The 25429-nt window shown below is 70.9% G+C and carries 29 protein-coding genes; 12 read left to right on the top strand and 17 right to left on the bottom strand.

The genetic code is table 11. The features are described 5' to 3' along the window. Positions 1-102: 102 nt before the first annotated feature. The 10 genes from ACFZDJ_RS18970 to paaN form a co-directional block, all read right to left on the bottom strand. Positions 103-951, bottom strand: coding sequence for a CAP domain-containing protein (locus tag ACFZDJ_RS18970; RefSeq protein ID WP_391060259.1), 849 nt, complete (start codon positions 949-951; stop codon positions 103-105). Positions 952-1406: 455 nt separating this feature from the next. Then, complete coding sequence (gene paaE, locus ACFZDJ_RS18965; protein ID WP_391060257.1) at positions 1407-2525, bottom strand: 1,2-phenylacetyl-CoA epoxidase subunit PaaE; 1119 nt, start codon at positions 2523-2525, stop codon at positions 1407-1409. Further along, complete coding sequence (gene paaD / locus ACFZDJ_RS18960; protein WP_391060255.1) at positions 2525-3043, bottom strand: 1,2-phenylacetyl-CoA epoxidase subunit PaaD; 519 nt, start codon at positions 3041-3043, stop codon at positions 2525-2527. The genes paaE and paaD overlap by 1 nt, the downstream gene beginning before the upstream one ends. After that, positions 3037-3864 carry a 1,2-phenylacetyl-CoA epoxidase subunit PaaC gene (gene paaC / locus ACFZDJ_RS18955; RefSeq protein WP_391060253.1) on the bottom strand — a complete coding sequence of 276 codons (828 nt, stop codon included), beginning with the start codon at positions 3862-3864 and terminating at the stop codon, positions 3037-3039. The genes paaD and paaC overlap by 7 nt, the downstream gene beginning before the upstream one ends. A 10-nt stretch (positions 3865-3874) precedes the next feature. Continuing rightward, the gene (gene paaB / locus ACFZDJ_RS18950) at positions 3875-4177 is read right to left on the bottom strand and encodes a 1,2-phenylacetyl-CoA epoxidase subunit PaaB (RefSeq protein ID WP_384921224.1); all 303 of its coding nucleotides are present in this window, start codon (positions 4175-4177) and stop codon (positions 3875-3877) included. Further along, positions 4174-5172: a 1,2-phenylacetyl-CoA epoxidase subunit PaaA gene (gene paaA, locus ACFZDJ_RS18945; RefSeq protein ID WP_391060250.1), complete on the bottom strand. Its 999-nt coding sequence runs from the start codon at positions 5170-5172 to the stop codon at positions 4174-4176. Before paaA ends, paaB begins: the two co-directional genes overlap by 4 nt. Before the next feature lie 96 nt (positions 5173-5268). Continuing rightward, complete coding sequence (locus ACFZDJ_RS18940; protein ID WP_391060248.1) at positions 5269-6144, bottom strand: 3-hydroxyacyl-CoA dehydrogenase NAD-binding domain-containing protein; 876 nt, start codon at positions 6142-6144, stop codon at positions 5269-5271. Next, positions 6141-6887, bottom strand: a complete 747-nt coding sequence (locus tag ACFZDJ_RS18935; RefSeq protein WP_391060246.1) for an enoyl-CoA hydratase-related protein — start codon at positions 6885-6887, stop codon at positions 6141-6143. The genes ACFZDJ_RS18940 and ACFZDJ_RS18935 overlap by 4 nt, the downstream gene beginning before the upstream one ends. A gap of 37 nt (positions 6888-6924) precedes the next feature. Continuing rightward, positions 6925-8148: an acetyl-CoA C-acyltransferase gene (locus ACFZDJ_RS18930; RefSeq protein WP_391060244.1), complete on the bottom strand. Its 1224-nt coding sequence runs from the start codon at positions 8146-8148 to the stop codon at positions 6925-6927. Continuing rightward, positions 8141-9865: a phenylacetic acid degradation protein PaaN gene (gene paaN / locus ACFZDJ_RS18925; RefSeq protein ID WP_391060242.1), complete on the bottom strand. Its 1725-nt coding sequence runs from the start codon at positions 9863-9865 to the stop codon at positions 8141-8143. The genes ACFZDJ_RS18930 and paaN overlap by 8 nt, the downstream gene beginning before the upstream one ends. 99 nt (positions 9866-9964) lie before the next feature. On the opposite strand from paaN, the gene paaI reads away from it, so the two are divergent. Further along, positions 9965-10408, top strand: coding sequence for a hydroxyphenylacetyl-CoA thioesterase PaaI (gene paaI / locus ACFZDJ_RS18920; protein ID WP_391060240.1), 444 nt, complete (start codon positions 9965-9967; stop codon positions 10406-10408). Next, a complete protein-coding gene (gene paaK, locus ACFZDJ_RS18915) occupies positions 10405-11760 on the top strand; it encodes a phenylacetate--CoA ligase PaaK (protein ID WP_384921208.1) in 1356 nt (451 codons plus the stop codon). Before paaI ends, paaK begins: the two co-directional genes overlap by 4 nt. 76 nt (positions 11761-11836) lie before the next feature. Here paaK and ACFZDJ_RS18910 read toward each other — a convergent pair whose 3' ends face one another. Then, a complete protein-coding gene (locus ACFZDJ_RS18910) occupies positions 11837-13009 on the bottom strand; it encodes a S1 family peptidase (RefSeq protein WP_384921205.1) in 1173 nt (390 codons plus the stop codon). A gap of 200 nt (positions 13010-13209) precedes the next feature. Between ACFZDJ_RS18910 and ACFZDJ_RS18905 the strand changes: the two genes are divergently transcribed. From ACFZDJ_RS18905 to ACFZDJ_RS18890, 4 genes are all read left to right on the top strand, one after another. Further along, positions 13210-14856 (top strand): amino acid permease, encoded by a 1647-nt coding sequence (locus tag ACFZDJ_RS18905; protein ID WP_391060237.1) that lies wholly within the window; start codon positions 13210-13212, stop codon positions 14854-14856. A gap of 192 nt (positions 14857-15048) precedes the next feature. Next, positions 15049-16080, top strand: coding sequence for a zinc-binding dehydrogenase (locus ACFZDJ_RS18900; RefSeq protein ID WP_391060235.1), 1032 nt, complete (start codon positions 15049-15051; stop codon positions 16078-16080). A 92-nt stretch (positions 16081-16172) separates the two neighbouring features. Continuing rightward, positions 16173-16763, top strand: coding sequence for an ester cyclase (locus ACFZDJ_RS18895; RefSeq protein WP_391060233.1), 591 nt, complete (start codon positions 16173-16175; stop codon positions 16761-16763). Positions 16764-17035: 272 nt separating this feature from the next. Next, entirely contained in the window at positions 17036-18226 is a 1191-nt protein-coding gene (locus ACFZDJ_RS18890) for a SpoIIE family protein phosphatase (RefSeq protein ID WP_391060231.1), read from the top strand. Between the two features lie 10 nt (positions 18227-18236). On the opposite strand, the gene ACFZDJ_RS18885 is transcribed toward ACFZDJ_RS18890, so the two are convergent. From ACFZDJ_RS18885 to ACFZDJ_RS18875, 3 genes are all read right to left on the bottom strand, one after another. Beyond that, positions 18237-18497: a hypothetical protein gene (locus ACFZDJ_RS18885; protein WP_101402440.1), complete on the bottom strand. Its 261-nt coding sequence runs from the start codon at positions 18495-18497 to the stop codon at positions 18237-18239. Beyond that, positions 18484-18750, bottom strand: coding sequence for a DUF6400 family protein (locus ACFZDJ_RS18880; RefSeq protein ID WP_390935307.1), 267 nt, complete (start codon positions 18748-18750; stop codon positions 18484-18486). The genes ACFZDJ_RS18885 and ACFZDJ_RS18880 overlap by 14 nt, the downstream gene beginning before the upstream one ends. A gap of 132 nt (positions 18751-18882) precedes the next feature. Beyond that, entirely contained in the window at positions 18883-19587 is a 705-nt protein-coding gene (locus ACFZDJ_RS18875; protein ID WP_390935309.1) for an ANTAR domain-containing protein, read from the bottom strand. A 258-nt stretch (positions 19588-19845) separates the two neighbouring features. On the opposite strand from ACFZDJ_RS18875, the gene ACFZDJ_RS18870 reads away from it, so the two are divergent. The 4 genes from ACFZDJ_RS18870 (at position 19846) to ACFZDJ_RS18855 (ending at position 21760) form a co-directional block, all read left to right on the top strand. Beyond that, on the top strand, positions 19846-20106 hold the full coding sequence (locus ACFZDJ_RS18870; RefSeq protein WP_390935311.1) for a WhiB family transcriptional regulator: 261 nt from the start codon (positions 19846-19848) through the stop codon (positions 20104-20106). A gap of 127 nt (positions 20107-20233) precedes the next feature. Beyond that, the gene (locus ACFZDJ_RS18865) at positions 20234-20668 is read left to right on the top strand and encodes an ATP-binding protein (RefSeq protein WP_390935313.1); all 435 of its coding nucleotides are present in this window, start codon (positions 20234-20236) and stop codon (positions 20666-20668) included. Positions 20669-20765: 97 nt separating this feature from the next. After that, positions 20766-21170: a hypothetical protein gene (locus ACFZDJ_RS18860; RefSeq protein ID WP_390935315.1), complete on the top strand. Its 405-nt coding sequence runs from the start codon at positions 20766-20768 to the stop codon at positions 21168-21170. Positions 21171-21481: 311 nt separating this feature from the next. Next, positions 21482-21760 carry a hypothetical protein gene (locus tag ACFZDJ_RS18855; protein ID WP_391060229.1) on the top strand — a complete coding sequence of 93 codons (279 nt, stop codon included), beginning with the start codon at positions 21482-21484 and terminating at the stop codon, positions 21758-21760. Between the two features lie 72 nt (positions 21761-21832). Here ACFZDJ_RS18855 and ACFZDJ_RS18850 read toward each other — a convergent pair whose 3' ends face one another. Beyond that, positions 21833-22291, bottom strand: coding sequence for an ATP-binding protein (locus tag ACFZDJ_RS18850; RefSeq protein WP_391060227.1), 459 nt, complete (start codon positions 22289-22291; stop codon positions 21833-21835). A 566-nt stretch (positions 22292-22857) separates the two neighbouring features. On the opposite strand from ACFZDJ_RS18850, the gene ACFZDJ_RS18845 reads away from it, so the two are divergent. Next, positions 22858-23451 (top strand): helix-turn-helix domain-containing protein, encoded by a 594-nt coding sequence (locus ACFZDJ_RS18845; protein ID WP_385377485.1) that lies wholly within the window; start codon positions 22858-22860, stop codon positions 23449-23451. A gap of 92 nt (positions 23452-23543) precedes the next feature. Then, complete coding sequence (locus ACFZDJ_RS18840; protein ID WP_391060225.1) at positions 23544-24410, top strand: methyltransferase domain-containing protein; 867 nt, start codon at positions 23544-23546, stop codon at positions 24408-24410. Between the two features lie 2 nt (positions 24411-24412). Here ACFZDJ_RS18840 and ACFZDJ_RS18835 read toward each other — a convergent pair whose 3' ends face one another. Continuing rightward, entirely contained in the window at positions 24413-24817 is a 405-nt protein-coding gene (locus ACFZDJ_RS18835; RefSeq protein WP_390935324.1) for a hypothetical protein, read from the bottom strand. Between the two features lie 71 nt (positions 24818-24888). Further along, positions 24889-25287, bottom strand: coding sequence for a hypothetical protein (locus ACFZDJ_RS18830; protein WP_389596629.1), 399 nt, complete (start codon positions 25285-25287; stop codon positions 24889-24891). Between the last annotated feature and the right edge of the window lie 142 nt (positions 25288-25429).

Genomic DNA, 25429 nt, shown 5'->3' with positions numbered 1-25429 from the left:
CGAGCGGGTCGGCGATGCGGCGGACCCGAGTGTTCGGCTCAGTTCCTTCACGGCGTGCGGCGGCAACGGAGGACGCTGACGAAGGCCGCCGCGAGGCGCAGGTCAGCGGGCCGTGCCGAAGTCCTGCGTCCAGTAGCTGCCGGGCTGCGCGAGGCCTACGCCGATCTCCTTGAAGCCGCAGTCCAGGATGTTGCGCTTGTGGCCGGCACTGGACATCCAGCCCGCCATGACCTGCTCGGGGGTGGAGTATCCGAACGCGACGTTCTCGCCGTACGCACTCCAGCTGTAGCCGGCAGCCGTGATGCGTTGGCCCGGATCCGAACCGTCGGAACCCGTGTGCGACATGTTCTGGTGGCTCGCCATGTCCGCGCTGTGATCCTGGGCGGCCTTCGAGAGCTTCGCGTTCAGGGTCAGCGGGGAGCAGCCGACTTTGCCGCGCTCACTGTTGACCAGGGCCAGGACACGGGCCACGGCGGTGGACGCCGGGGCCGTCGTGCCCGCGGTGCTCGGGGACGCGCTGGCGGTGGCCTTGGGTGCGGCGGGCGCCGTCGAAGCGGGTGCCTTGGGTGCGGCGGGTGCCGTCGTGGCGGGTGCCTTGGGTGCCGTCCAGACGGGTGCCTCGGGCGCCGACGGTGCTGTCGAAGCGGGCGCCTTCGGTGTGGCGGGAGTCGTGGAGGCGGGTGCCTCGGGTACGGCGGGCGCGGTGGTGGCCTGCGAGGTCGGCTCCTGGGGCCGCGGGGTCCAGTGGCCGCCCTTCCACCGCTCCTGTAGAGACGCGTTCTGCCAGTGCTGCCAGTTCTTCCGGCCATGCCACTGACTGGAGGACTTGGCGTCCGCGGCGCTCTGGTCGTTCATACACGCCATGGCGGCGGTCGGTACTGCCAGCGCGCTGAGCACGACGGCAGCGATGGTGATCTGCCGGTGGCGCGTCTTCCTGCGGTGCTTGCTCATGCGGCCTCGCTCGTCGTCGCGGGGGCGCCACCGGTGAGCCGGCTCCGCACGGACACTGTGCCTGAGCTGTGGTGACGCCGTTTGGGGCCGCCATTGTTAAAAGCCGGGTGAGTAAGCGGCAACGAGCGCCTCTACTACCCGGCCTCGTAGGCCCCGAACGCCCTTGAATCGGGCGCACGGGTGTGCCGACCAGGCTGACCGGGGCGCGACCAGACGTGACGTATCGTCAGAAAGCCTCGTGTGCTTGGCGGGAGGTGCGACGTCACCACGGCTGGCATATGTCGGAGGAACATTCGATCCGTATGTCTGTTTCCGGGTGGCAAGTCTGCCTATATCGCCCGGACGCCATGTACTACCGCACCACGTTGATGGGGGAAGACGGCGTGACGGATGTCACGCCGAGCTGCCACAACCATTCCCGACGATGATGATCGTGATGGCGATGGACGACCGCGTCAGCTGTCGTAGTCGACGGCGAGCGTCTCCGTGACCGGGAACGACTGGCAGGTAAGGACGTACCCCGCGTCGACCTCGGCGGGTTCGAGGGCGAAGTTGCGCCGCATGTCGGCCTTGCCGTCGGTGACCAGGGCCCGGCAGGTGCCGCACACGCCGCCCTTGCAGGCGAAGGGCAGGTCGGGGCGGGTCTTCTGGGCGCCGTCGAGGATGCTCCGACCGCGGGGCAGGGCGGCGGTCGTGGAGCGGCCGTCGAGCGTGATGGTGACCTCGCTGACCGGGCCCTCGGTGGCCGTGTCCTGGTGGTGCACCTCCCGCACGGGCTCGTCGTCGGCGTAGAACAGCTCCTGGTGGACCCGGTCGTCGGGTACGTCGAGCCCGGCCAGCACCCGCTGGGCGTCGCGGACCATGCCGTGCGGGCCGCACAGCCACCAGTGGTCCGCGCCCGCCACGTCGACCAACGAGTCGACGAGCGCCGACAGCCGCTCGGCGTCCAGCCGCCCGGAGAGCACCTCGGCCTCGCGGGGCTCGCGGGAGAGGACGTGGGCGAGCTGGAACCGGGCCGGGTAGAGGTCCTTCAGGTCGGCCAGCTCGTCGGCGAACATCACGGTGTCGGTGCGCCGGTTGCCGTAGAAGAGGGTGACCGTCGAGCGGGAGTCCGCCGCCAGGACCGACTCGGCGATGGACAGCATGGGGGTGATGCCGGAGCCCGCCGCGATCAGCACATGATGGCCGGGGGTGGTGAGGTCGGGTGTGAAGGCGCCGGTCGGGGCCATGACCTCGACCGTGTCTCCCGGGCGCACCTCCCGCACCAGCCATGCGGAGAACAGGCCGCCCGGCACCACCCGCACCCCGATGCGCGGCACCGATCCGGCCGCAGAGCAGATGGAGTACGAGCGGCGCTCGTCACGGCCGTCGATCTCGCGCCGCAGGGTGAGCGACTGCCCGGGGGCGAAGGCGAACTCCTCGGCCAGCTCCGCCGGGATGTCGAAGCTGACCGCGGCCGCGTCCTCGCACAGGGGTTGCACGGCGGCGACCCGCAGGGAGTGGAAGGCCGGCCGACGGCGGGTACGCGGGCGTACCGCCGGGGCGGGGGCGGCCGGCTCCATCAGGTCGTCCATCAGATCTCCTTGACGTACTCGAACGGTTCCAGGCAGGCGCGGCAGCGCCAGAGTGCCTTGCAGGACGTGGCGGCGAAGCGGGACGTCTCCTCCGTGTCCGCCGAGCCGCAGCGCGGGCAGGGCACGGCGGCGCGCCGGGTGGTGGTCAGCACGAGCGGCACCGGACCGGCCGGGCGCCGAGGTGCGGCGCCGGGCGGGGCGATCCCGTGTTCGGTGAGCTTGCGGCGGCCCGCCGGGGTGATCCAGTCGCTGGTCCACGGCGGGTCGAGGACGGTACGGATCTCGACGTGCTCGTACCCGGCGGCGGCAAGCCGCGCGGCCACGTCGGCGCGCATCTCCGCCATCGCCGGGCAGCCCGAGTAGGTCGGCGTGAGGCTTGCGACGACCGTGCCGTCGGGGGCGAGCGACACCTCGCGCAGCACGCCCAGGTCGGCGAGGGTGAGCATGGGCAGTTCGGGGTCGGGCACCTGTTCGGCGATGTGCCGGGCCCGTCGCACGTCGGTCAGTACGGTCACCATGTCGCCTCCGGATGGGCGCGGGCCACGCTCTGCAACTCGGCCAGCAGCGGCGCCAGATGCTCGGTGTGTTCGCCCGTGCGTCCGGAGCCGGGCAGCGGCCGGTACACGGGCATGGGCAGTGAGCCCGCCTCGGTCACCTGACGCAGCACGGCGACGACGTCGTCGCGTACGTCGTAGGCCGTGAACAACTCGCCCAGGTACGGGGCGACCCGCTCCAGTGCCGTACGCATCCTGCGGTGGGACTCCGCCGTGCCGTCGCCGAGTCGCACGGCCCACTCGGCCGCGTACTGGCGGTGGTAGGTCAGTTCCTTGACGCCCTTCGCGGCGATGGCGGAGAGCACCGGGTCGGGGTGCGCGGCGAGCCGCTCGAAGTGCGCGAGCCGCCAGCTGGACAGTGCCAGGAGCCGCACGATGCAGAACGCGAAGTCCCCGTTCGGGAGTTCGGCCAGGCGTACGTTGCGGAAGTCGTCGGCGTCGCGGAAGTAGGCGTACGCGTCCTCGTCGCGGCCCGTGCCGTCGACCTGGCCGGCGCGCGCGTAGAGCAGGCGGGCCTGGCCGAGCAGGTCGAGGCCGATGTTGGCGAGCGCCACTTCCTCCTCCAGCTCGGGGGCACGGGTGGTCCACTCGGCCAGTCGCTGGGCGGACACGAGCGCGTCGTCGGCGAGCGCGACGCAGGAGGCCGCCAGCTCCCCGGTGTCCAGCCCGTCCGGCACGGTGGTGTCGACCCCGTGCAGGGGGTCCTCGAAGCCGGTGCCGTACGCCCAGCGGGTGTCGTCCTCGTGTCCCTCGGCGAGGGTCAGGTAGACGTGGTCGTCACTCATGCCCTGCTCCTCAGATGTGCGGGACGTCGTCGGGGATGTCGTAGAAGGTCGGGTGGCGGTAGACCTTGTCGGCGCTCGGCGCGAAGAACGGGTCCTTCTCGTCGCGGGTGGAGGCGGCGATGTGCTCCGAGCGCACCACCCAGATGCTCACGCCCTCGTTGCGACGCGTGTACAGGTCACGGGCGTGGGTCAGGGCCATCGTGTCGTCGGCGGCGTGCAGCGAGCCGACGTGTACGTGGTTCAGCCCGCGCTTGCCCCGTACGAACACCTCGTACAGCGGCCAGCCGTCCTTCTTGCCTTCGGTGTCGCTCATGCCGCCGTTTCCTTCCGGGCTCGCTCACTCTGCTTGGCCGCGTGGGCGGTGGCCGCCTCACGGACCCAGGCGCCCTCCTCGTGGGCCGTCCGCCGCCGGGAGATCCGCTCGGCGTTGCACGGCCCGTCGCCCTTGATGACCCGCATCAGCTCGTCCCAGTCCGGGGTGCCGAAGTCGTGGTGTCCGCGCTCCTCGTTCCAGCGCAGCTCGGGGTCGGGCAGGGTGACGCCCAGCTTCTCGGCCTGCGGGACGGTCATGTCCACAAAACGCTGGCGCAGTTCGTCGTTGCTGTGGCGCTTGATCTTCCAGGCCATGGACTGGGCCGAGTTGGGGGAGTTGTCGTCGGGCGGCCCGAACATCATCAGCGACGGCCACCACCAGCGGTCCACCGCGTCCTGCACCATCGCCCGCTGGGCGTCGGTGCCGCGCATCATGGTCAGCAGCAGCTCGTACCCCTGGCGCTGGTGGAACGACTCCTCCTTGCAGATCCGCACCATGGCGCGCGCGTACGGACCGTAGGAACTCCTGCACAGCGGCACCTGGTTGCAGATCGCCGCGCCGTCGACGAACCAGCCGATCACGCCGACGTCGGCGAAGCTCAGGGTGGGGTAGTTGAAGATCGACGAGTACTTCTGCCGGCCCTCGATGAGCCGCTCGGTGAGATCGGCGCGGTCGGCGCCCAGGGTCTCGGCCGCCGAGTACAGATACAGCCCGTGCCCGGCCTCGTCCTGGACCTTCGCGAACAAGATGGCCTTGCGGCGCAGCGACGGGGCGCGGGTGATCCACTCGCCCTCCGGCTGCATGCCGATGATCTCCGAGTGTGCGTGCTGCGCGATCTGCCGGATCAGCGTCTTGCGGTAGCCGTCCGGCATCCAGTCGCGCGGCTCGACCCGCTGGTCACGGGCGACGGTCGCGTCGAACTGCTCCTGGAGCCGCTCTTCGGCCGCCGGCCCGACGTCGTCGGCGCCGGTGGCGGCGGAGTGTGTCGTGGTCATCGATACCAGCTTCCCTACCGACCATTCGTTCGGTTTCAGTGTGACGGTTTTCTTCCGGCCGGGCAAGACTTTCGTCCTGCCCGGCCGGGGGGCCGCTCAGGGCCAGGCGTAGAAACCCTGCCCCGTCTTGCGCCCCAGCTCGCCGCGCGCGACCTTGTCACGCAGCAGCCGCGGCGGCGCGAAGCGCTCCCCGAGGGTGGCGTGCAGGTGCTCGGCGATGGCGAGGCGTACGTCCAGTCCGACCAGGTCGGTCAGGCGCAGCGGGCCCATGGGGTGCTTGTAGCCGAGGCTCATGGCGTCGTCGATGGCCGCCGGCCCGGCGACCCCCTCCTCGACCATGCGGATCGCCTCCAGGCCCAGCGCCACGCCGAGGCGGCTGCTGGCGAACCCGGGGGAGTCCTTGACGACGACGTCCTTCTTGCCGAGGGCGTGCGTCCAGTCGAGCGCCAGCCGTACGGTCGCGTCCTCGGTCTCCGGGGCGACGACGATCTCGATCAGCTCGGAGGCCGGTACCGGATTGAAGAAGTGCATGCCGAGGAAGCGCCCGGGGCGGGAGAGAGCCGACGCGAGGTCGGTGACCGACAGGGAGCTGGTGTTGCTGGCCAGGACGGTCGCCGGACTCAGGGCCCGCTCGGCGGCGGCGAGCAGCCGGGCCTTGAGCGAGGCGTCCTCGGGGACGGCCTCGACGACGAGATCGGACGTCCGCGGCAGCTCGTCGACCGAGCCGACGACGGAGACCCGGCCGAGCACGTCCTCGGCGGGCGCGTCGAGCCTGCCGCGCTCGGCGGCCCGCGTCAGCCCGATGGCGACCCGGTCCAGCGCGGCGGCCGCGGCCTGCTCGCCGCTCTCCACGACGGTCACGGACGAGCCCGCGGCCGCGAACGACTGGGCGATACCGGCGCCCATCCGGCCGCCCCCGATCACGCCCACGACGGAGGGTGCGGACGCGGTGTCTGCCGTGGCGGTGTTCATGCCCTGCTCCTCTTCTCCAGGAAGCGGGTCATCCGCTCCCGCTTGTCCTGTCCCTCGAACAGCACGGCCTGCGCCAGGTCGTCGGCGACCGGATGGGCGCCCGGGGAGTCGACCACGAGCTTGGTCAGGCGCAGGGCCGCGGCCGAGGAGCGGGCCATCCGGTCCAGCAGCGCGTGCGCCTCGTCGAGGAGCCGGTCGGCCGGTACGACATCGATGACCAGCCCGGCCGCCAGCGCCGCCCGCGCGTCCAGGTTCCGTCCGGCGAGCAGTACCTGCTTGGCCACCGACTCGCCGACCAGCTCGGGCAGCCGCCAGCAGGCCCCGGCCGCGGCGAGGATGCCGAGCCCCGGCTCGGGGTTGCCGAACACCGCGTCCGGTCCCGCGATGCGCAGATCGCAGGCGTACGAGAGTTCGGCTCCGCCGCCCAGCGCCCAGCCGTCGACCGCGGCGAGGGTCGGCATGGGCAGTCTGCGCACCCGCTCGAACAGGCGGCTGTTGATGCCCTGAAGGGCTTCGTCGCGGCCGCGTCGCAGCAGCTCCGCGATGTCGGCGCCGCCCGCGAAGACACCGCCGTGCCCGGTCAGCAGCAGGAACCTCGGGTCACGTTCCAGCAGGTCGCACACGGCGTGCAGTTCGCGGATCATCAGCCCGCTGATGGCGTTGCGGGCCTCGGGGCGGTGCAGGGTGACGACGACCCGGTCGTCGCGCTCCTCGACCAGCAGCGTCTCGTACACGCCGCTCATGCGCGCTCCTCGACCAGCGAGGACCCGTCCGCGGCGCTCATACGCGCTCCACGAGCATCGCGACACCCTGGCCGACACCCACGCACAGGGTGGCCAGGCCCCGGCGGGCGTCCTCGCGCTCCAGCCGGCCGATCAGCGTGAGCAGGATGCGGGCGCCGGAGCAGCCGAGGGGATGGCCGAGCGCGATGGCACCGCCGTCGGCGTTGACCCTCTCCTCGTCGAGCTTCAGCCGCCGGATCACCGCGAGTGCCTGCGCGGCGAAGGCCTCGTTCAGCTCGACCGCGTCCAGGTCGCCGCTCTCCAGGCCGACCCGGGCGAGGGCCTTCTCGGTGGCGGGGACGGGGCCGAGCCCCATCAGGTTGGGCTGTACGCCGGCCGAGGCGGCGGTGACGATCCGGGCGCGCGGGGTGAGCCCGTACCGCTCGACGGCCGCCGCGCTCGCCACCACCAGCGCGGCGGCGCCGTCGGACAACGGCGAGGAGGAACCGGCGGTGACGATGCCCTCCGGCCGGAAGATGGTCCGCAGGGTGCCGAGCTTCCCCAGGGTCGTGCCGGGGCGCGGGCCCTCGTCGCGGGTGATCTCGCCGTCCTTCACCCGCACCGGCACGATCTCGCGGTCGAAGCGGCCGGCCTCCTGCGCGGCCACTGCCCGCTGGTGGCTGCGCAGTGCGAAGGCGTCGGAGTCGGCGCGGGTGATGCCGTCGAGCGCGGCGACCTCTTCGGCGGTCTCCCCCATCGACAGGGTCACCTTGGCCGTCTCGGGACCCGCGCCGGCGGGGACGGCCCGGTCGGTGGCCGTGAAACGCGGGTTGGTGAAGCGCCAGCCCAGCGAGGTGTCGTGCACCTCGCCCGGCTTGGCCCACGGGGTGCCGGGCTTGGCCATCACCCAGGGCGCGCGGGTCATCGACTCCACGCCGCCGGCGACGACGAGGTCGGCCTCCCCGGACCGGATCGCCTGGGCCGCGTTCGCGACCGCCGTCAGCCCGGACGCGCACAGCCGGTTGACGGTGTAACCGGGCACGGCGTGCGGGAGGCCGGCGAGCAGCACGGCCATGCGGGCCACGTCCCGGTTGTCCTCACCGGCCTGGTTGGCCGCGCCGAGGATCACCTCGTCCACGGCCTCGCCAGGGATCCCACTGCGCCGCACCGCCTCGCCGACGACCAGGGCCGCCAGGTCGTCCGGCCGTACGGAGGCCAGTGCGCCTCCGTACCGGCCCTGCGGGGTGCGGGCGCCGTCGATCAGAAAGACCTCGTCAGGCATCTGCGGACTCCTCGGTGTGTTCCTCGGCGGTGGCGGGCCGACGCGACTGGAGTGTGGCGAAGCGGCCGGTGACGTAGGCGGGGTCGGAGAGGGTGGCGCTGGCCGCCGGGTTGGCGGCGCTGCCGTGGAAGTCACTGAAGGCGGCGGACTGGTTGACGAAGACGCCGCCGGTGAGGTTCTCCGACAGGTGCACTCCCGCGTCGAGGGCCGCCAGTTCCGCGGTGGCGAGCACGTCCTCGTCGGTGGAGTGGACGGCGGCGGTCAGCGCGCCGTGCGCGCGCACGGTCTCCCGGAAGATCCGCAGGCTGTGCTCGGTGGAGTCGGTGCCGATCACGAAGGAGACCGGCCCGAACCACTCGCGCGTGTAGGTCTCCCGGTCGGCGTCCGCGTCCAGCCGGGCCACCAGCGGCGTACGGACGACCGCGTCCGGGTGCTCGGGGTGCTCGACCGGCGCGGACGACCGCACCGTACGACCGAGCCCGGCCGCCTCCTCCAGCCGCTCCCGCACCCCGTCGTTGACGATCGCCCCGAGCGTGCCGGCCGCGCGGGCGGGGTCGCCGAGCAGCTGGTCGAGCGCGGTGCCCAGGTCGGCGGCGAACTCGTCGGCGGTCTTCACGCCCTGGTCGGTGGCGAAGCCCTCGCGGGGGACGAGGAGGTTCTGCGGGGTGGTGCACATCTGCCCGCTGTAGAGGGACAGCGAGAAGGCCAGGTTGCCCAGCAGCCCGCGGTAGTCGTCCGTCGAATCCAGGACGACCGTGTTCAGGCCCGCCTTCTCCGTGTACACGGCGGCCTGGCGGGCGTGGGTCTCCAGCCAGTCGCCGAAGGCGGTGGAGCCGGTGAAGTCGATGATCCGTACGTCCGGGTGGAGGGCGTACGCCGAAGCCGTGCGTTCCTCGGCGCTCTCCGCCGCGAGGATCACCAGGTTCGGGTCGAAGCCGGCCTCGGCCAGCACCTCGCGCGCGATGCGTACGGTGATCGCCAGGGGCAGGACGGCGCCCGGGTGCGGCTTGACGACGACCGGGTTGCCGGTGACCAGACTGGCGAACAGACCGGGGTAGCCGTTCCAGGTCGGGAAGGTGTTGCAGGCGATCAGCAGCGCCACCCCGCGTCCGACCGGCGTGAACTTCTTCTCCATCAGCAGTGGACCGCCCTTGCGCTGCGGCTTGCTCCAGCGGGCCGCCTCCGGATGGCGCTTCTGCTCCGCCCAGGCGTACGCCACCGCCTCCAGACCGCGGTCCTGAGCGTGCGGGCCGCCCGCCTGGAACGCCATCACGAAGGCCTGGCCGGTGGTGTGCTGCACGGCGTGCGCGATCTCGAAACTCGCGGCGTTCAGCCGGGCCAGGATCTCCGCCGCCACACCGGCCCGGGCGTCGGGGCCCGCGGCACGCCAGGAGCCGGTGGCGGCCCTCGCGGCGGCCACGGCCTCTTCCGGCGTGAGGCGGGGGTAGGTGACGCCGAGCGGGAAGCCGTACGGGGAGGTCTCCGTGGCGGACGTCGTGCCGCTCGCCGGGTGGCCGGGCAGTTCGAAGTGACCACCCAGCCGGTCATGGAAGGCCGCTTCCCCGGTCTTCGCCGCGTCCTCCCCGTACACCGACCTGCTGGGCGACTCCGGATACGGGGTCCAGTGGCCGCGGCTCGCGGTGGCGGCGACTGCCTGCTCCAGCAGGGCGCGGTGACGGGCGAAGAAGTCCGGACGCTCGGGGAGGTTCTGGGGCATGCGTTCCACCTCTTGACAGGCAGTGGTGATGCTGGATTACTAGGCCGTGCCGCACGCTAACCGAATGTTCGGTCGGGACACAAGGTGGTGGAAAAGGTGATGCAGGCCGCAAGAGCGACATCGGCCGGGGCGACGCCCGCCGAGGCGATGTTCGCCGCGGACGAGGCGTCCCGGGCGCTGGGCATCGAGCTTCTCGAGCAGGGCGAAGGGACCGCCGTACTCCGGATGACCCTGACGCCGGCGATGGTGAACGGACACGGGATCGCCCACGGCGGCTATCTGTTCCTGCTCGCCGACACCGCCTTCGCCTGCGCCTGCAACAGTCACGGACCCGTGACCGTGACCGTCGCGGCCGGGGCCGACATCGACTTCGTCGCCCCGGCGTACGAGGGTGATGTCCTGGTGGCCACGGCACGCGAGCGCGCCCGGTTCGGCCGCAGCGGCATCTACGACGTGAGCGTGCTGCGCGGCGACGAGGCGATCGCGGAGTTCCGCGGACGCAGTCGCAGTATCAGAGGCACGACGACGAAGGAGTCGCGATGAACACCGCAGCGACGGCCGGCGCGGCCACCGGACCCCGCCCGGCCCGCTTGGGAGAGCCGCTTCCGCAGGATCTGCTGGACGAGGGCGAGCGCCTCACCCGAGAGCAGCTGAGGGAGCTCCAACTCGACCGGCTGCGGGCGACGTTGCGGCACGCGTACGACAACGTGGAGCTGTACCGCAGGAAGTTCGACGAGGCGGGGATGAAGCCCGACGACTGCCGCTCCCTGGAGGACCTGTCCCGGTTCCCCTTCACCACCAAGGCGGATCTGCGGGAGACCTACCCCTTCGGCATGTTCGCCGTCCCGATGGCGGACGTGCGGCGCATCCACGCCTCCAGCGGCACCACGGGCCGCCCCACGGTCGTCGGATACACCGAGAACGACCTGTCCATGTGGGCCGACATGATCGCCCGCTCCATCCGCGCGGCCGGCGGCCGTCGCGGGCACAAGGTGCACATCTCCTACGGGTACGGCCTGTTCACCGGCGGCCTGGGCGCGCACTACGGCGCCGAGCGCGCCGGCTGCACGGTGATCCCCGCCTCCGGCGGCATGACGGCCCGCCAGGTGCAGATCATCCAGGACTTCGAGCCCGAGATCATCATGGTCACCCCGTCCTACATGCTCACCCTGCTCGACGAGTTCGAGAGGCAGGGCGTCGACCCGCGCACGACCTCCCTCCAGGTGGGCATCTTCGGGGCCGAGCCGTGGACGGAGGCGATGCGCCGTGAGATCGAGGAGCGCATGGACATCCACGCGGTCGACATCTACGGCCTGTCCGAGGTGATCGGCCCAGGAGTCGCGCAGGAGTGCGTTGAGACCAAGGACGGGCTGCATGTGTGGGAGGACCACTTCTACCCCGAGGTGGTCGATCCGTTCACCGGCGCCGTGCTGGCCGAGGGCGAGGAGGGCGAGGTGGTCTTCACCTCCCTCACCAAGGAGGCCCTGCCGATCATCCGCTACCGGACCCGCGACCTGTCCCGGCTGCTGCCCGGCACCGCACGGCCCGCCTTCCGCCGCATCGAGAAGATCACCGGCCGCTCCGACGACATGATCATCCTGCGCGGTGTGAACGTCTTCCCCAGTCAGATCGAGGAGATCGTGCTGCGCACACCCGGTGTCGCCCCGCACTTCCAGGTGCAGCTGACCCGTCGCGGCCGGATGGACCACATGACCGTACGCGTCGAGGCGCGCCCCGGGACCGGGACCGAGCAGCGGGAGGCGGCCGCGAAGACGATCGCCCAGGGCGTCAAGGACGGCGTGGGGGTCACCGTCGAGGTGGCGATCGTCGACCCGGAGACCCTGGAGCGCTCACTGGGCAAGCTCCGCCGGGTGAAGGATCTCCGTCAGCAGTGACCTGCCGGTGACCGCGGGAGCGTTTCTCCCCGACCGCGGGCCGAGCGGGGAGCGCTCGGCCCGCGGCCCGTGGATGTCAGGCGGTGACGAGGGTGAGTCCGTACGTACTGAGGATCTCGTTCACGGGCTGGAACCAGGTCTGGCCGCCGCTCGTGCAGTTGCCCCAGCCGCCCGAGGTCACGCCCTGGGCCTGGTCGCCGGTGATGAACGAGCCGCCGGAGTCGCCGGGTTCGGCGCAGACGCTGGTGCCGGTGAGGCCGTAGACGGATCCCTGGCTGTAGTTGACGGTCTCGTTCTGGGTCAGCACGGTGCCGCAGTGCCAGTGGGTGGTGGAGCCGGAGCGGCAGATGGACGAGCCGACGGGGGCCACGGCCGAGCCGCGGACGAGTACGTCGCTGACGGTGCCCCAGCCGAGCACCACCGGTACGGTCCACCAGCCGTTGCCGATCCGGATGTACGAGTAGTCGTTGCCCGGGAATGACGATCCGGCGAAGGTGCCCATCGCCGAGCCGTCCCAGCCGGCCACGGAACTGCCGGCCGAGCCGCAGTGCCCGGCGCTCACGAAGCCGCCCACCACGGAGAAGCCTATGGAGCAGCGGGTGTTGCCGTTGATGTAGTACGGGTCGCCGCCGACGGTGCCCGCGGAGAACGTGCGCGGCGCCTGCGCGGTGGCGGAGGTGTGGACCGTGAGCAGACCTGCCTCGCGCGCGGGTGCCAGGAACGCCGTCACAGCGGCGCTGTGCTCCGCGCCCTTTCGGACCTCGGCCACCAGGCGGCTGGTGCGGGGGTCGACATGCCAACTGCGGACGGCTGTGGGGGCGCCGTCCGACGTGGCGGTGTCGTCGAGGGCGGCCTTGGCCGCGTCGAGTGTCCGGGCGCTGTGCGTGACCCGTACGACCGTGGCGCCGGTGGCTCGTACGGCGTCGGCCGCCGAGGTGTTCGTGTCGGTGACTCCGACGACGAGGCTGCCGCGCGCCGGGTCGTACCAGGAACCGCCGAACGCCCGCCCCGCCGCTCGCTCGGCGCGCGGCGCGAGCTTCGCGGCGGCGGCTTCCCGCTCACCCCTGGTGCGGGCCTGCGACGCGGTGAGGCCGAGGTCCCGCTGCATGGCGGTGACCAGGCCGGGGGAGAGGGGGCGGGGACCGGCCGGTTGTGCCGTCGCCGTCTCGACGGGCAACAGCCCCAGACTGCACGTGCCGAGGGCTAACAGGACGGACAGGCCCCAGCGAAGACGCGTAACACGTCGCATGGGTGAACCCCTTCCATTCTCAACTGCCGGAGAAGGTATGGACCTTTGGGGTTCAGTGTTGGAAGAGTGTTGCGTGCATGTCAATGGTTGCCGATGCGGAACGGACCCGTCTTGCCGCTCGTGCTCACATCATTCGGACGCTAAAGTACCGATATCGCGGTATTGCGATGTATATCCCCTTTGGTGCAGGGGTGAGGGTCATGGGCACTGCCGAAGCGGCACCCGCCACGCATACCGGGCCTCCCGGCCTGAGGCGAGAAGTCGGATTCATCGGGCTGATCTGGGCCTCGGAGGGGTCGATCATCGGGTCGGGCTGGCTGTTCGGCGCGCAGGGTGCCCTCGCGGCGGCGGGCCCGGCCGCGATCATCTCCTGGGGGATCGGCGGTGTCGCGATCCTCATCCTGGCGTTGGTCCATGCCGAACTGGGCGGCATGTATCCGGTGTCCGGCGGTACGGCCCGCTTCCCGCACTACGCGTTCGGCGGCGCGGCGGGGGCGTCGTTCGGCTGGTTCTCCTGGCTCCAGGCGGCCACGGTGGCGCCGATCGAGGTGCTGGCCATGATCACGTACGGCCAGCACTACTCATGGGCGAACGGCTGGCTGAGGACCCAGGGGGGCCAGCACATCCTGACCGCTTCCGGGATCGCCGTCGCGGTCGGGCTGATGGCGGTGATCACCGCCGTCAACTTCCTCAGCATCCGCCTGCTGGCCCGCACCAACAGCGCGGCGACCTGGTGGAAGGTCGGCATCCCGCTGCTGACGATCTTCGTGTTCGCCATCGCCCAGTTCCACGTCGGCAACTTCACCGCCGCAGACGGGTTCAACCCCTACGGCGCGAAGGGCATCCTGTCCGCGGTCTCCTCCAGCGGCATCATCTTCGCGCTGCTCGGATTCGAACAGGCCGACCAGCTCGCCGGTGAGAGCGCCAACCCGAAACGCGACATCCCGCGTGCGGTGATCGGCTCCATCGTGATCGGCGCGATCATCTACATCCTGCTTCAGGTCGCGTTCCTCGCCGCGCTTCCCGCCTCCCAGATCCAGGGCACCTGGGCCACCGCCGCCTTCAACACCCTGACCGGTCCCTTCGCGCAGGTCGCCACGCTCATCAGTCTGGGCTGGCTGGCCACGGTCCTCTACCTCGACGCGGTGGTCTCGCCCGCCGGCACCGGCCTGATCTACATCACCGGCTCCTCGCGGGTCTCCTACGGGCTCAGCCGGAACGGCTATGTGCCGTCGTCCTTCGAGGCGACCAACCGGAACGGGGTGCCCTGGGTCGGGCTCATCGCCGCCTTCGTCGTCGGCTGTGTGTGCTTCCTGCCGTTCCCGAGCTGGCGCTCGCTGGTGGGGCTGATCACCAGTGCCAGCGTGCTGATGTATGCCGGCGCGCCCCTGTCCTTCGGGGTCTTCCGCCGCCGCCTCCCGGACGTCGACCGCCCGTACCGGCTGCCCGGCGGCAGCTGGATGTCCCCGTTGGCCTTCGTCGTCGCCAACTTCCTCATCCTGTGGTCGGGCTGGATCACGGACTGGAAACTGGGCATCGCGATCCTGATCGGCTACGTCATCCTCATCGCCAACCGCGTGTTCAAGATGAACCCGATCACGCCCCAACTCGATCTGCGTGCCGCCCAGTGGCTCCCCGCCTATCTGATCGGCATGGGCCTCATCGTCTACGCCAGCGACTTCGGCCCCCTCAAGCACCCGTGGTTCCCCTTGTGGTGGGACATGGCTGCGGTCACGGTCCTCAGCCTCGCCATCTACTACTGGGCCATGGCGGTGGCCCTCCCCACGGAACAGATCCGGCGCATGGTCGACCAGGTGGTCGTTCCGGAGGAGGCCACGCTGCACTGAGTGCGAGGAGCGGAGCACGTCTGCGTGCCCGTGTCGACCATGGCCTGTCACCTTTCGGTAGTCGCGGAGATATAGGTGCAAGATACAGTTATAAGGTATCACGGAACTTATTGACCATCCCCTTCGCGTTGAGTTATAACTTCTAACGAACGCAGAAGTGAGCAGCCAACGCGGAGCGCAGTGGAGGTCGTCATGAACGCCGAAGGACTCGTCGAGGTCGTACTGCCGGGCAAGGTGGAGCCGGAAGGGCTGGAGATCCGGCACGGAGCGGTGCCCGCCGCGGGCCCCGGCCAGGTCGTGATCCGGATGGAGGCGACCGGGGTCTCCTTCGCGGAGCAGCAGATGCGCCGCGGCCGGTACTACGACCAGCCGGCGTTCCCTTTCGTGCCCGGATACGACCTGGTCGGCACCGTCCTCACGGCCGGCGAGGGCGCCGAGCCCGGTCTGGTCGGCACCCGGGTGGCCGCGCTGGTCAAGGTCGGCGGCTGGGCGAGCCACGTACTCGTCGACGCGGCGGACGTGGTGCCGGTGCCCGAGGGGATCGGTGCGGCGGAGGCGGAGACCGTGGTGGTCAACGGCATCACCGCCTGGCAGATGCTGCACCGCAAGGCACGCGTCTGCGCGGGGCAGACCATCCTGGTCCACGGTGCCAACGGCGGCGTCGGCTCGGTCCTGGTCCAGCTCGCCCGGGCCGCGGGCGTGAAGGTGATCGGCACGGCGTCCGCGCGTCACCACGACGCGCTGCGGGAGCGGGGCGTCATCCCCGTCGACTACCGCACCGATGACGTGGCCGCACGGGTCCGCGAGCTCGCCCCCGGCGGGGTGGACGCCGTCTTCGACCACGTCGGCGGCCGCAGCGCGGTCGACTCCTGGCACCTCCTCGCGCCCGGCGGCACGCTCGTCTCGTACGGCAGCGCCTCGACCCGGGACGACGAGGGCTCCAAGCAGTGGCCCGTGCTCAAGCTGCTCGGCCGGGTGTGGCTGTGGAACGCGCTGCCCAACCGCCGCCGCGCCTACTTCTTCAACGTCTGGGCCGGGCGGGCCCTGGCCAAGGACCGGTTCCGGGCCCGGCTGCGCGCCGACCTCACCGAGGTCTTCGGGGCCCTCCAGCGCGGTGACGTCACCCCCCAGATCGCCGCCCAACTGCCCCTCACCCGCGTCGCCGACGCCCTGCGGCTGGCCGAGTCCGGCACCGTCGCCGGGAAGGTCGTGCTGAACCCGTAGCAGGTCCTTCCGCAGCCACCGATCGCGCGCCTTGCCGCCGCGCACACACCGTCCCCTGCAATCCCGCCCCCACCGAAACGCGAGGAACCGCCATGACCGCCACCCCCACCACCCACACCGCCACCCCGAGGCACTACCGGGCACGGCTGCTCGTCCCCGCGGCGATCGCCGCCCTCGCCTTCACCGCCACGACGGCCGCCGCGGACACCTCGCCGGCCACCGCGGCCGAGCGGACGGCCACGGCCCACGACCGCCGGGGAGCCGAGCACAAGCCGAAGGCGATGCTCGACGCGTGGCTGCGGCTCTGGAACGGCGATTTCGCCCAGGCCCCGGGCATCATCTCGCCCGGCTTCCGGGTCCACGCCGCCCTCCTCGACGGCGGTGACGGCAGCTCCATCCGGGGCGTCGACGGCCTGGTGGCCTGGATCGGCCAGACCCGCGCGGCATTCCGCGACCTGCGCTTCACCATCGAGGTCCCCCCGCTGGTCGACGGCCGCTACGCATCGGTGCGCTGGACGGCCACCGGCACCTACACCGGCGGCTTCCCCGGCGCCAAGGCCCAGCCGGGGACCGTGGTCACCTTCACCGGCACCGACACACTCCGCATGCGGGACGGCGAGTTCGCGGAGTACTGGGTCAACACCGACACCCTGAGCCTGCTCACCCAGCTCCAGGCACTCTGACGCACGTCCCCGCGAGGCAGCGGCGGTGACGGGTGTGTCGTCGGCACGGTCCGGTGCCTGACATGCCGTTGAGTGGAGCAATGACCGGTACGCCGTGCCGAGTCGCAGCAGGCTGGGCGTCTTGCCGAAACCGTGTGCCAGGAGTTCCGTGTGAACAGGCTGCATCAAACGAGCCGTCAGTCGTGTCGCCCGCTAGCGGGCCCGCTCTCGGTGCACCCCCTTGCCTCGGTGGCGTCCGAGCTCCCGCCCCTCGCCCAGCGCCGCGGGACACCGTGAGGTGGCGGGGCCGCGGCGCGAAGGTGGAGAGCGCCGCGCCGCACCCGAACAGCACGGGCCGCTCGCTGCCGGCACCGCCCCTGTGGATGCGCTGGCTACCCCTTTTCTACGTCGCGGTCGTCCTGCTGATCGAGCCCATCACACCCGTGGAGTGGCCGGTGAGCTTCCTGCTGATCGCTCTCCCGTTGGTGGCCGCCTTCGCCCACGGCCCCGTGATGGTCGTCTGCGTCACCGCCTTCGCCGTCGTGTTCGAAGGGGTCCTGGCCGGTACCCCGTGCTGTGCGGGACGTTCCGTCGGCTACCAGTGGGACCGCCACTACGTGGCCGCCTACTTCTGCACCGCTCTCGTCGGCACCCTCGGAACCATCCTGGCCGTCAGCCGGATGCGACGGGAGCGCACGCTGGCCACCGTGCGCTTCGTGGCCGAGATCGCCCAGCGCGTCCTGCTCAGGCCCGTTCCGCACCGCGTCGGTGACATCCTCGTGGAGAGCTTCTATCTCTCCGCCGACGCGGAGGCACGAGTCGGAGGCGATCTCTACGAGGCGGTGCCCACGACGCACGGCCTCCGCCTCGTGATCGGTGACGTCCGAGGCAAAGGTCTCTTCGCCGTGGAGACCGCCGCCGCCCTGCTCGGCGCCTTCCGGGAAGCCGCCCACGACGAACCCGACCTCGCCGCCCTGGCGGGCCGGGTGGAGACCAGCATGAGCCGCCGGGCCGCCGATCACGCCGGCAGCGACATGGCCGAGCGCTTCGTCACCGCGGTCTTCGCGGAAATCGTGACCCCCGACCGTGTCGTGCGGATCGTCAACTGTGGCCACCCGCCCCCTCTGCTCATCAGCGCCGCCGAAGTCACCGAACTGGAGACGGACCGGTCCTCACCGCCCCTCAACCTCGGCGTGCTCGTCGGAGAGCCGTACCGCGCCGAGGAACATCCCTTTCGGCCGGGCGATCAGCTCCTGCTGTACACCGACGGCGTCACCGAGACGCGCGACCGGGACGGCGCCTTCTACCCGCTCGTCCAGCGCATCCGCTCCTGGGGAGTCCTCCCGCCCCGGGAACTCCTCGACCGGCTCCACCACGATCTGCTCGCCTACAGCGACAACCGTCTCCACGACGACACGGCCGCACTCATCGCCTGTTACGTCCTCGACGAACCGCGGGCACCCACCGACCCGCACGCTCGCTGAGCCGGAGCGATCAGCGAGGATCCGGGCGGCCGTTCGTGATGCGGTTCCACAGGGAGCGGGTGGCACCGAAGCCGCTCTCGTGGACCCACACGTGCGTGCAGGACGGGCACTGAAGGTGGAGCAGGCTGCCGGTGTTGGAGAGCAGATAGCGCCAGTGGTCGGAGCAGGTGCGCCGTTGCTCGCACGGTGCGCACCCGCGACTGTCGTTGCAGTTCGGACAGCTCACCCAGGCGCGGCGCCCGCGGTCCGCCTGCGGGTCAAGCGGCAGCATGGCCGCCTCCGCGCGGGGGAAGCACACCGGCCGCGACCAGGTCGTCGTACAGGCGTTGCTGCTCCTCGTCGAGACCGGAGTACAGCAGGTCGTACGCGGCCTCCTCGCCGAGCATGACCTCCATCGGGTCCCAGTCGGGGCCGAGGGCGCCCAGGACCTGGGCCTGTCGTTGCACCTCCTGCGCGGTGAGGTCGACGGAGAAGTCGACCAGCGCGGGGGTGCCGTCGGAAGGCGAGGGGTTATGTGGGGCCATGAAACGAAACTTAGGTATGCCTTCTTTGCCGGGGCAAGAGGGGGTGGTCGAAGTCACAGCAGGTCGGCGACTGTTTCGACGGTCTCCGCACGGTCGCTCGTCCTGGATCGCCGCACGTTTCGCCCCGAGCGGTCAGCTGGGCTTTTCGCCGGTTTCGCAGATACGGCGGGCGATCTCGCGCAGTTTGATGTTGTGGTCCTGGGACGCCTTCTTGAGCAGCTTGAATGCCGAGTCCTCGGTCAGCCCGTAGCGCTCCATGAGGATGCCCATGGCCTCGCCGATCTCGTGACGGGTCTCCAGGGCGTCACCGAGCTGCTGATGCGTACGGGCCGCGGAGAAGGCCACGGCCGCGTGCGAGGCGAGGATCCAGCCGGCCCGCTGAGCGGCCTCGTCGAAGGTGTGCGACCGGTGGGAGTACAGGTTGAGGGCGCCGAGCTCGTCGTCCTCGGTGAAGAGGAGGAAGCCCATCACGCTCCCCATGCCGAGCTTCCTCAGCTCGGGGGCGAAGTGGGACCAGCGCTCATGCGGTCGGTTCAAGTCCTCGATGGTGTAGATCTGCTGACGGTCGGTCACGGCGTCGAAGCACGGGCCTTCCCGCAGGTCCTGCTGGATTTGGTCCGCACGTCGCACCACGTCGCTCGTCGCCGCCAGAGGACGCACCTCACCGCGCCGCACGGTGAGGATGCCGGCGTCGTCGCAACCGTTGATCAGAACCGTCGCATGTTCCACGATGCGGTCCAGCGTGTCCTGGACCGAGTCCTGGGCCAGCAGATCTCGCGCCATTTCCGCCAGGGCGACGGCGAACTGCTCCCAGACCTCGCCGGGCTCGTGCGACATGTGCCACCTGCTTGTTCGTCGAAGCGCCGACGACGCTCATCCGCGATCCCATCTTGCCACTCGGGCCTCCTCGCCGCGCCGGACGGGCATGCGGGGGCGCCGTGCCCGTACACGCCTGTCCGCGTTGTTCCTCGTTCAAACGGTGCTGTCCGCGCGAAACCGCCTGTTTCGCAGGTGCGATCAAGGGTGACCCGAAGGAGGACCGAAGTCCCACGAACCACAGATCGCGCAAGATCATCGCGATCACAGGAGGCTCCCATGAACGACTGGCGCGAGTTTGCGGCCTGCCGGAGCGTCGACCCCGATCTGTTCTTCCCCATCGGCAGCACAGGCCCCGCGCTGCCGCAGATCGAAGAGGCGAAGGCCGTATGCCGGCACTGCCCCGTCCGTGAGGAGTGCCTGAGCTGGGCGCTCGACACGGGGCAGACCATCGGCGTCTGGGGCGGTACGAGCGAGACCGAACGACGCGCGCTGAGGCGGCGTACGGTCGCCCGCAGGTCCCGGCACACCGGATCGTAGACACGGGGTCGCGAAGGGTGGGCGACGCCCGCGCGGTGCGAGGACATCCTGTCCGAGGACGCCCTGTGCGACGACGCGCGGTGCGATGACGAGCAGGACATCCCGCCGACGAGACCGGGGAGGCGCGATGGAAAGCGACCCGAACGGGGACGAGAAAGTGCCCGGCGACGAGCCCCAGGGCCTCACCAGCACCTTTCCCGGACAGCTGCGCGACGTGACTGACGCCCGCCTCATGGCGGACGACTATCTGTGCGAACTCGCGCGGACGTCACCGCCCGGAGCGGCCGAGCACTGGGACGACATCCTGCTGGTGGTGACGGAGCTGGCCGCCAACACGGTCCAGTACGCTCCGGGGCCCTTCGAACTCCGGATCCGCCCCACCTTCGACGGAGTGCATGTCACGCTCCGCGACAGCAGCACGACGCCGCCCGCGCCTCGCCGTGTCGACCCGGCCCACGGCGCGGGCGGAATCGGCTGGCACCTCCTCCACGCGCTCTGCCACCAGGTGAGCGTCGTGGTGCGGCCCGACGGCAAGGACGTGCACGCCTTCCTGCCCTGGTGAACGCTTCTTCGCCGCCGGCGGGTGTCGGTTCGCGCGACCGGGGCACACGGGACTGCCGAAGGACATGTCAGCCCCCGCACCTGAACGAGGTGGAGCAGTGAGCCTGGAGCAGCACCGAACGTCCGGTCCCGTCGACGACACGGGCGACGAGGTGCCGGAGCCCTCAGACGAAGAGCGTGCCGCCTGGGCGCGGGTACGCCGCTCGGCCACGGGAATGGGGCACCACGAGGCAAGGCCCGCGCTGGCCGTCGCCCGGAAGGCGGCTCGCAGTGGTGCGCTCACCGGCCGGGGCGCGGTCGTCGCACGGGCGGAGGCCGAGGAGTGGGAGCGGGTCACCGAGACGCTCGCCGACCACGCGGGACCCTACGACCCCGCCGACGACCCCTTCGTCCAGGGCGAACAGGACGCTCGCGACGGCCGCGCCCTGCTCGCTCCGCATGCCCCTGCTTCCCCTCGCGCCCCCGTTGCCCCTCGCGCACGGACACTGCCGCACCAGCGGTGAACGGGACCCGACCCGGACCGGGACCCGACTGGGTCCGGGACCCGACCCGGTCCGGGACTCGCACCGGACCGGGGGAGTGCCTCGGAGCAGCCCCGACCGCATTGTCAGTGCCCTCCGCAACAATGCCGAGCAGCGAGAACGTCACCGCTCCCAGCGGTACGCGATCGAACCCGTCTGTCGAAAGGCCGCCCGCACATGACGCCCGCTCTCCGACGCCGCGCCGTGCCGCGAGCCCTGATCGGAGCCCGCTGACGATGCTCCGATCCCTCCCGCGCACGCCCGCTCCACTCGGCCCCCGGGGTGCCGAGGTCATGCGTCTGATCACCGTCCAGCGCGTTCCCGTCTGCCTCACCGTGCATGCCAACGGGCGGCGCCGCTACGGCTACTGGCAGCCCCTCAGTTCCGATTCCGGGCGCGGTGGTTGTCACGTGGCCCTGCCCACGGACGAGTGCGACGCGTTGCACGCGGCGGGCCGGATCGAGCTGGGCGACCCGGTGGTGGATCCGGCGAAGACCACATACCCGGTGCGCCCCGTCGTGCGAGGCGCACCTTCCGCGTCAGGCACACCTCGCCAGGCCCTCACGGCGTGAACTCGTTCCGGCGGCCGCCGACCACCGGAGTACGACGGGGGCGTCGTCCCCCCAGTCCTGGTGATCCCAGTCCTAGTGAGGTGAGAGCGGTACGACGGCCGTGATGCGCTTGCCGCCGGCGCGGAGCTCCGCGATGGTGATGTCGCGGGCGAGGCGGCAGACGATCGGCCAGCCATGGCCCCCGATCCTCATGAGTCCCGGTTCGTCGGAGTGCTGTGCCGGTGTGGGCAGTTCCCGGCTGTGGTCGCTCACCGACAGGCGCACTTCCCGGTCGACCAGCATCACCTCGAACTCGGTGACACCGCCGCCGTGCAGCATCGCGTTGGTGGTGAGTTCCGTGGCGACGAGCAGCGCATCGCCGACGGCGACGGCATCGCCCGTGCTGTCGCGCCCGCCGGACCGTCGTACGTCCTCTTCGAGTGCGTGCCTGACCGCCTCGCGTGCCTCGGCCGGACTGCGTGGTCCGGGGGAACGCAGTCGGCCGGGGACGGTCGCGGTGTCGGGGGAGTTCGTCCGGTGCTCCGCACACATGCCTCTCTCCTCTGCGTTCTACCACTACGCCTGACCTGGGAAGCTCAGCCCAAACCTGTCCGTTCGGGGCCGGACGACCCCTGGGGCCGCGATCCACTTACGGGTGATGGCCCGGGCGAGTGTGGAGGGGCGGAGTGTCACGGAAATGTGGCTGATCGGCAACGACGCTCAACCTGAGCGGCTGGACGCTGCGCGACGAGCACGGCCGCCTGGTCGACGCCTTCTCTGGGGCGCCCGTCACCCCGGGAACCGCGACGGCGGCTACCGGGGTGAGCGCGGTGGGCGCGACGACGTCGGTGGCCGTCATGATGTCGGCGGGTGCGACGACATGGGCCCCACGGCTGGCCGCGCGCATCGGCGCCCGATTCATGGATTCCTCTCAACAGGGCATGCGGACATCGGCGCCGGAGCAGGAGCCGAAGAGCCAGGGGTGACAGGGGTGGGCCCGCCCTTCGCTTACGCGGTTAGGGGCGTGGCTTACGCGGTTAGTGGCGTGCCGTTGTGTATGGGGGGCGAGCACGGACGACGCTAATCGCGCCTTGCCGCGAAGGCATACGATGTTGCCTATGACGCAAGACAATGGTGAGCTGGACAGCCTGGTACGCAAACGCATCCGCGCCCTGCGCGTTGCCCAGGGCTGGTCCCTGGAGGAGCTGGCCGCCCGCGCCCGGGTCAGCCAGTCCACGCTCAGCCGCATCGAGAACGGTCAGCGCCGCCTGGCCCTGGACCAGCTCGTCACCCTCGCCCGCGCCCTGGACACCTCCCTCGACCAACTGGTCGAGACCGCCGCAGACGACGTCGTCGCCAACCCGATGATCGACGCGGCCCACGGGCTGATGCGCTGGCCCATCAAGGCAGAACCCGGCATGACCGTCGTACGCCAGCGCATGACCGACCCGCCGCCCGACAATCCCTCGCGCATGCGCGCCCATCCGGGTCGCGAATGGCTCGTCGTCCTCTCCGGCACCGCCGTCCTGCTCCTGGGTAACCGGCGCTTGCGGATCGAGACCAACCAGGCGGCGGAGTTCCCCACGATGCTCCCGCACGCCATCGGTGCCGAGGGGGGACCGTGCGAGATCCTGGGCATCTTCGACCGCGACGCCCGCCGCGGCCACCAGCGCGGCGAGGACGTCGGGAAAGCGAATCGCCCGTCACCGTGACCGTTTGCGTGTTCCGCAGTCCAGTCGGCCATCGCCTTGCGCATTCGGCAACCTGCCAGGTCACACGCGGACGGCCCGCTTAGCGTGGGCGCATGACCCACCCCTCCCCGCACACAGCGCACCATGTTCACGAGCGCGAGCACGAGCACGACGCGGGCGACCAGGCGGAGATCCTCGACCTGGACGCGGAAGTACTCGCCGAACACATCGCGTCCATCACCGCCTGGCTGCCCATCGGGACCGGCCCCCGCCGCATCGTGGATCTGGGCTGTGGGACCGGAGCCGGCACCCTCGCTCTGCTCGAGCGCTTCCCCGAGGCGGAGTTGACGGCCGTCGACCTCTCAGCCGCCCACCTGCACCGCCTGCGGGAGAAGGCGGCCGCGGCCGGAGCGGCCGACCGTGTGCGTATCGTGCGGGCCGACCTCGACGCGACGGCTTGGCCCGACGTCGGCACGCCGGAGCTGGTCTGGGCATCGGCCTCCATGCACCACATGACCGACCCCGACCGCACCCTGCGCCAGATCCACGACCTGCTGGCACCGGGCGGGCTGCTCGCCGTCGTCGAACTGGCCGGCTTCCCCCGGTTCCTGCCCGAAGGCGCCCCGGAAGACGCTCCCGGTCTGGAGGAGCGCTGCCATGTCGCACTCGACCACCACCACGCCGAGCAGGTCCCCCACCGCGGCGCCGACTGGGGAACCAAGCTGACAGAAGCCGGCTTCACCGTCGAAGGCGAACGCACCATCACCGTCGACATGGGCCCACCCCACACCGACGCGGCAGGCCGCTACGCGCTCAGCAGTCTGCGTCGCATGCGCGGCGGCGTCGCATCCGCCCTGACGGCCGAGGACCTGACCGCTTTCGACCGGTTGCTCGACACCGACAGCCCTCACAGCATCCTGCGCCGCATCGATCTGCGTGTGCGCACCGAGCGCACGGTGTGGGCCGCACGCCGCACCTGACGTTACGACGTGCAGACGTTCTTCAGCTCGTGGGCCGCGTCGTCGATCTTGCTGGAGTCCGGGTTGGTGTCGCCGTTCAGGATGGACCTGTTGTAGTCGGCGACGGCCTTGTCGAGCTTGTCGACCGCCTTGTTGACCTTGCCGTCGTCCGTCTTGTCGCCGATCTTGTCGAGGTTCTTGTTGATGGTCTCGATGGACTTGTCGGTCTGGGTGGGATCCTTCGCGGCGTCCAGGCCGGCTTCGTTGATCGCCTTGAGGCTGTCGGCGATCGTGTCGGCGTTGTGCAGGCAGTCCAGTGAGTTGTCGACGTCGTCGCAGCCGGTGGCGAGCCCGGCGGTCAGGGCGACGGCGGCCAGGGTGGTGGCGAGGGTGGCGACGCGGCGTCCACGTCGGCGGTCAGCGGCCATGGGAGGGTCCCTTCAGAGGAGTTCGGGCGTGACGGGGCGAGGGGGCAGAGGAAGTGGGGTGGGCCGGGCGATCAGTACCAGGGCTGGTCGACCGCCTGGACCGGCTTCTTCCGGCGACCGGCGATGAGGCCGCCGGCCGCACCCAGCGAGACCAGACCCATGCCGACGGCGGCCATGATCCCCTTCACGCCGTCCATGGTGAAGTAGCAGACCGCGGCCACGGCGCCGTTGAACAGGAACAGGAACCACAGCACCGGCGGCGTCGACAGGAACGCCTTGATCCTCGGCTTCTTCGCGATGCGCGAGCCCGCCACGAGGGACACGGCGATACCGGCGTACGTGGCCACGTCCTTCTGCGTGCCGTCGAGGACGGCGCCGGAGGCGGAGCTCGCGGCGAGGCCGCCCACGAAGAACGACCAGAGCAGCAGGTTGGCGACGAACGACCGGACGGCGGCGAGCAGTGACTTCACGGGATTTTCCTTCGGCAGGGGACGCACAGGTCCGTTGCGATCTCTGCCGTCAACGATCCCGTCGCCCGCCCGCCGCCACGAGGGACCGGCCCCCCGGATCGATGGTGTAGCGCGTTACACCATGTGAGTCACCACGGAGGGC

Source organism: Streptomyces sp. NPDC007896 (assembly GCF_042959425.1).
Taxonomy (GTDB): Bacteria; Actinomycetota; Actinomycetes; order Streptomycetales; family Streptomycetaceae; genus Streptomyces.
Note: the sequence above shows the minus strand (reverse complement) of the source record. Positions and strands in the feature narration are given on the sequence as shown.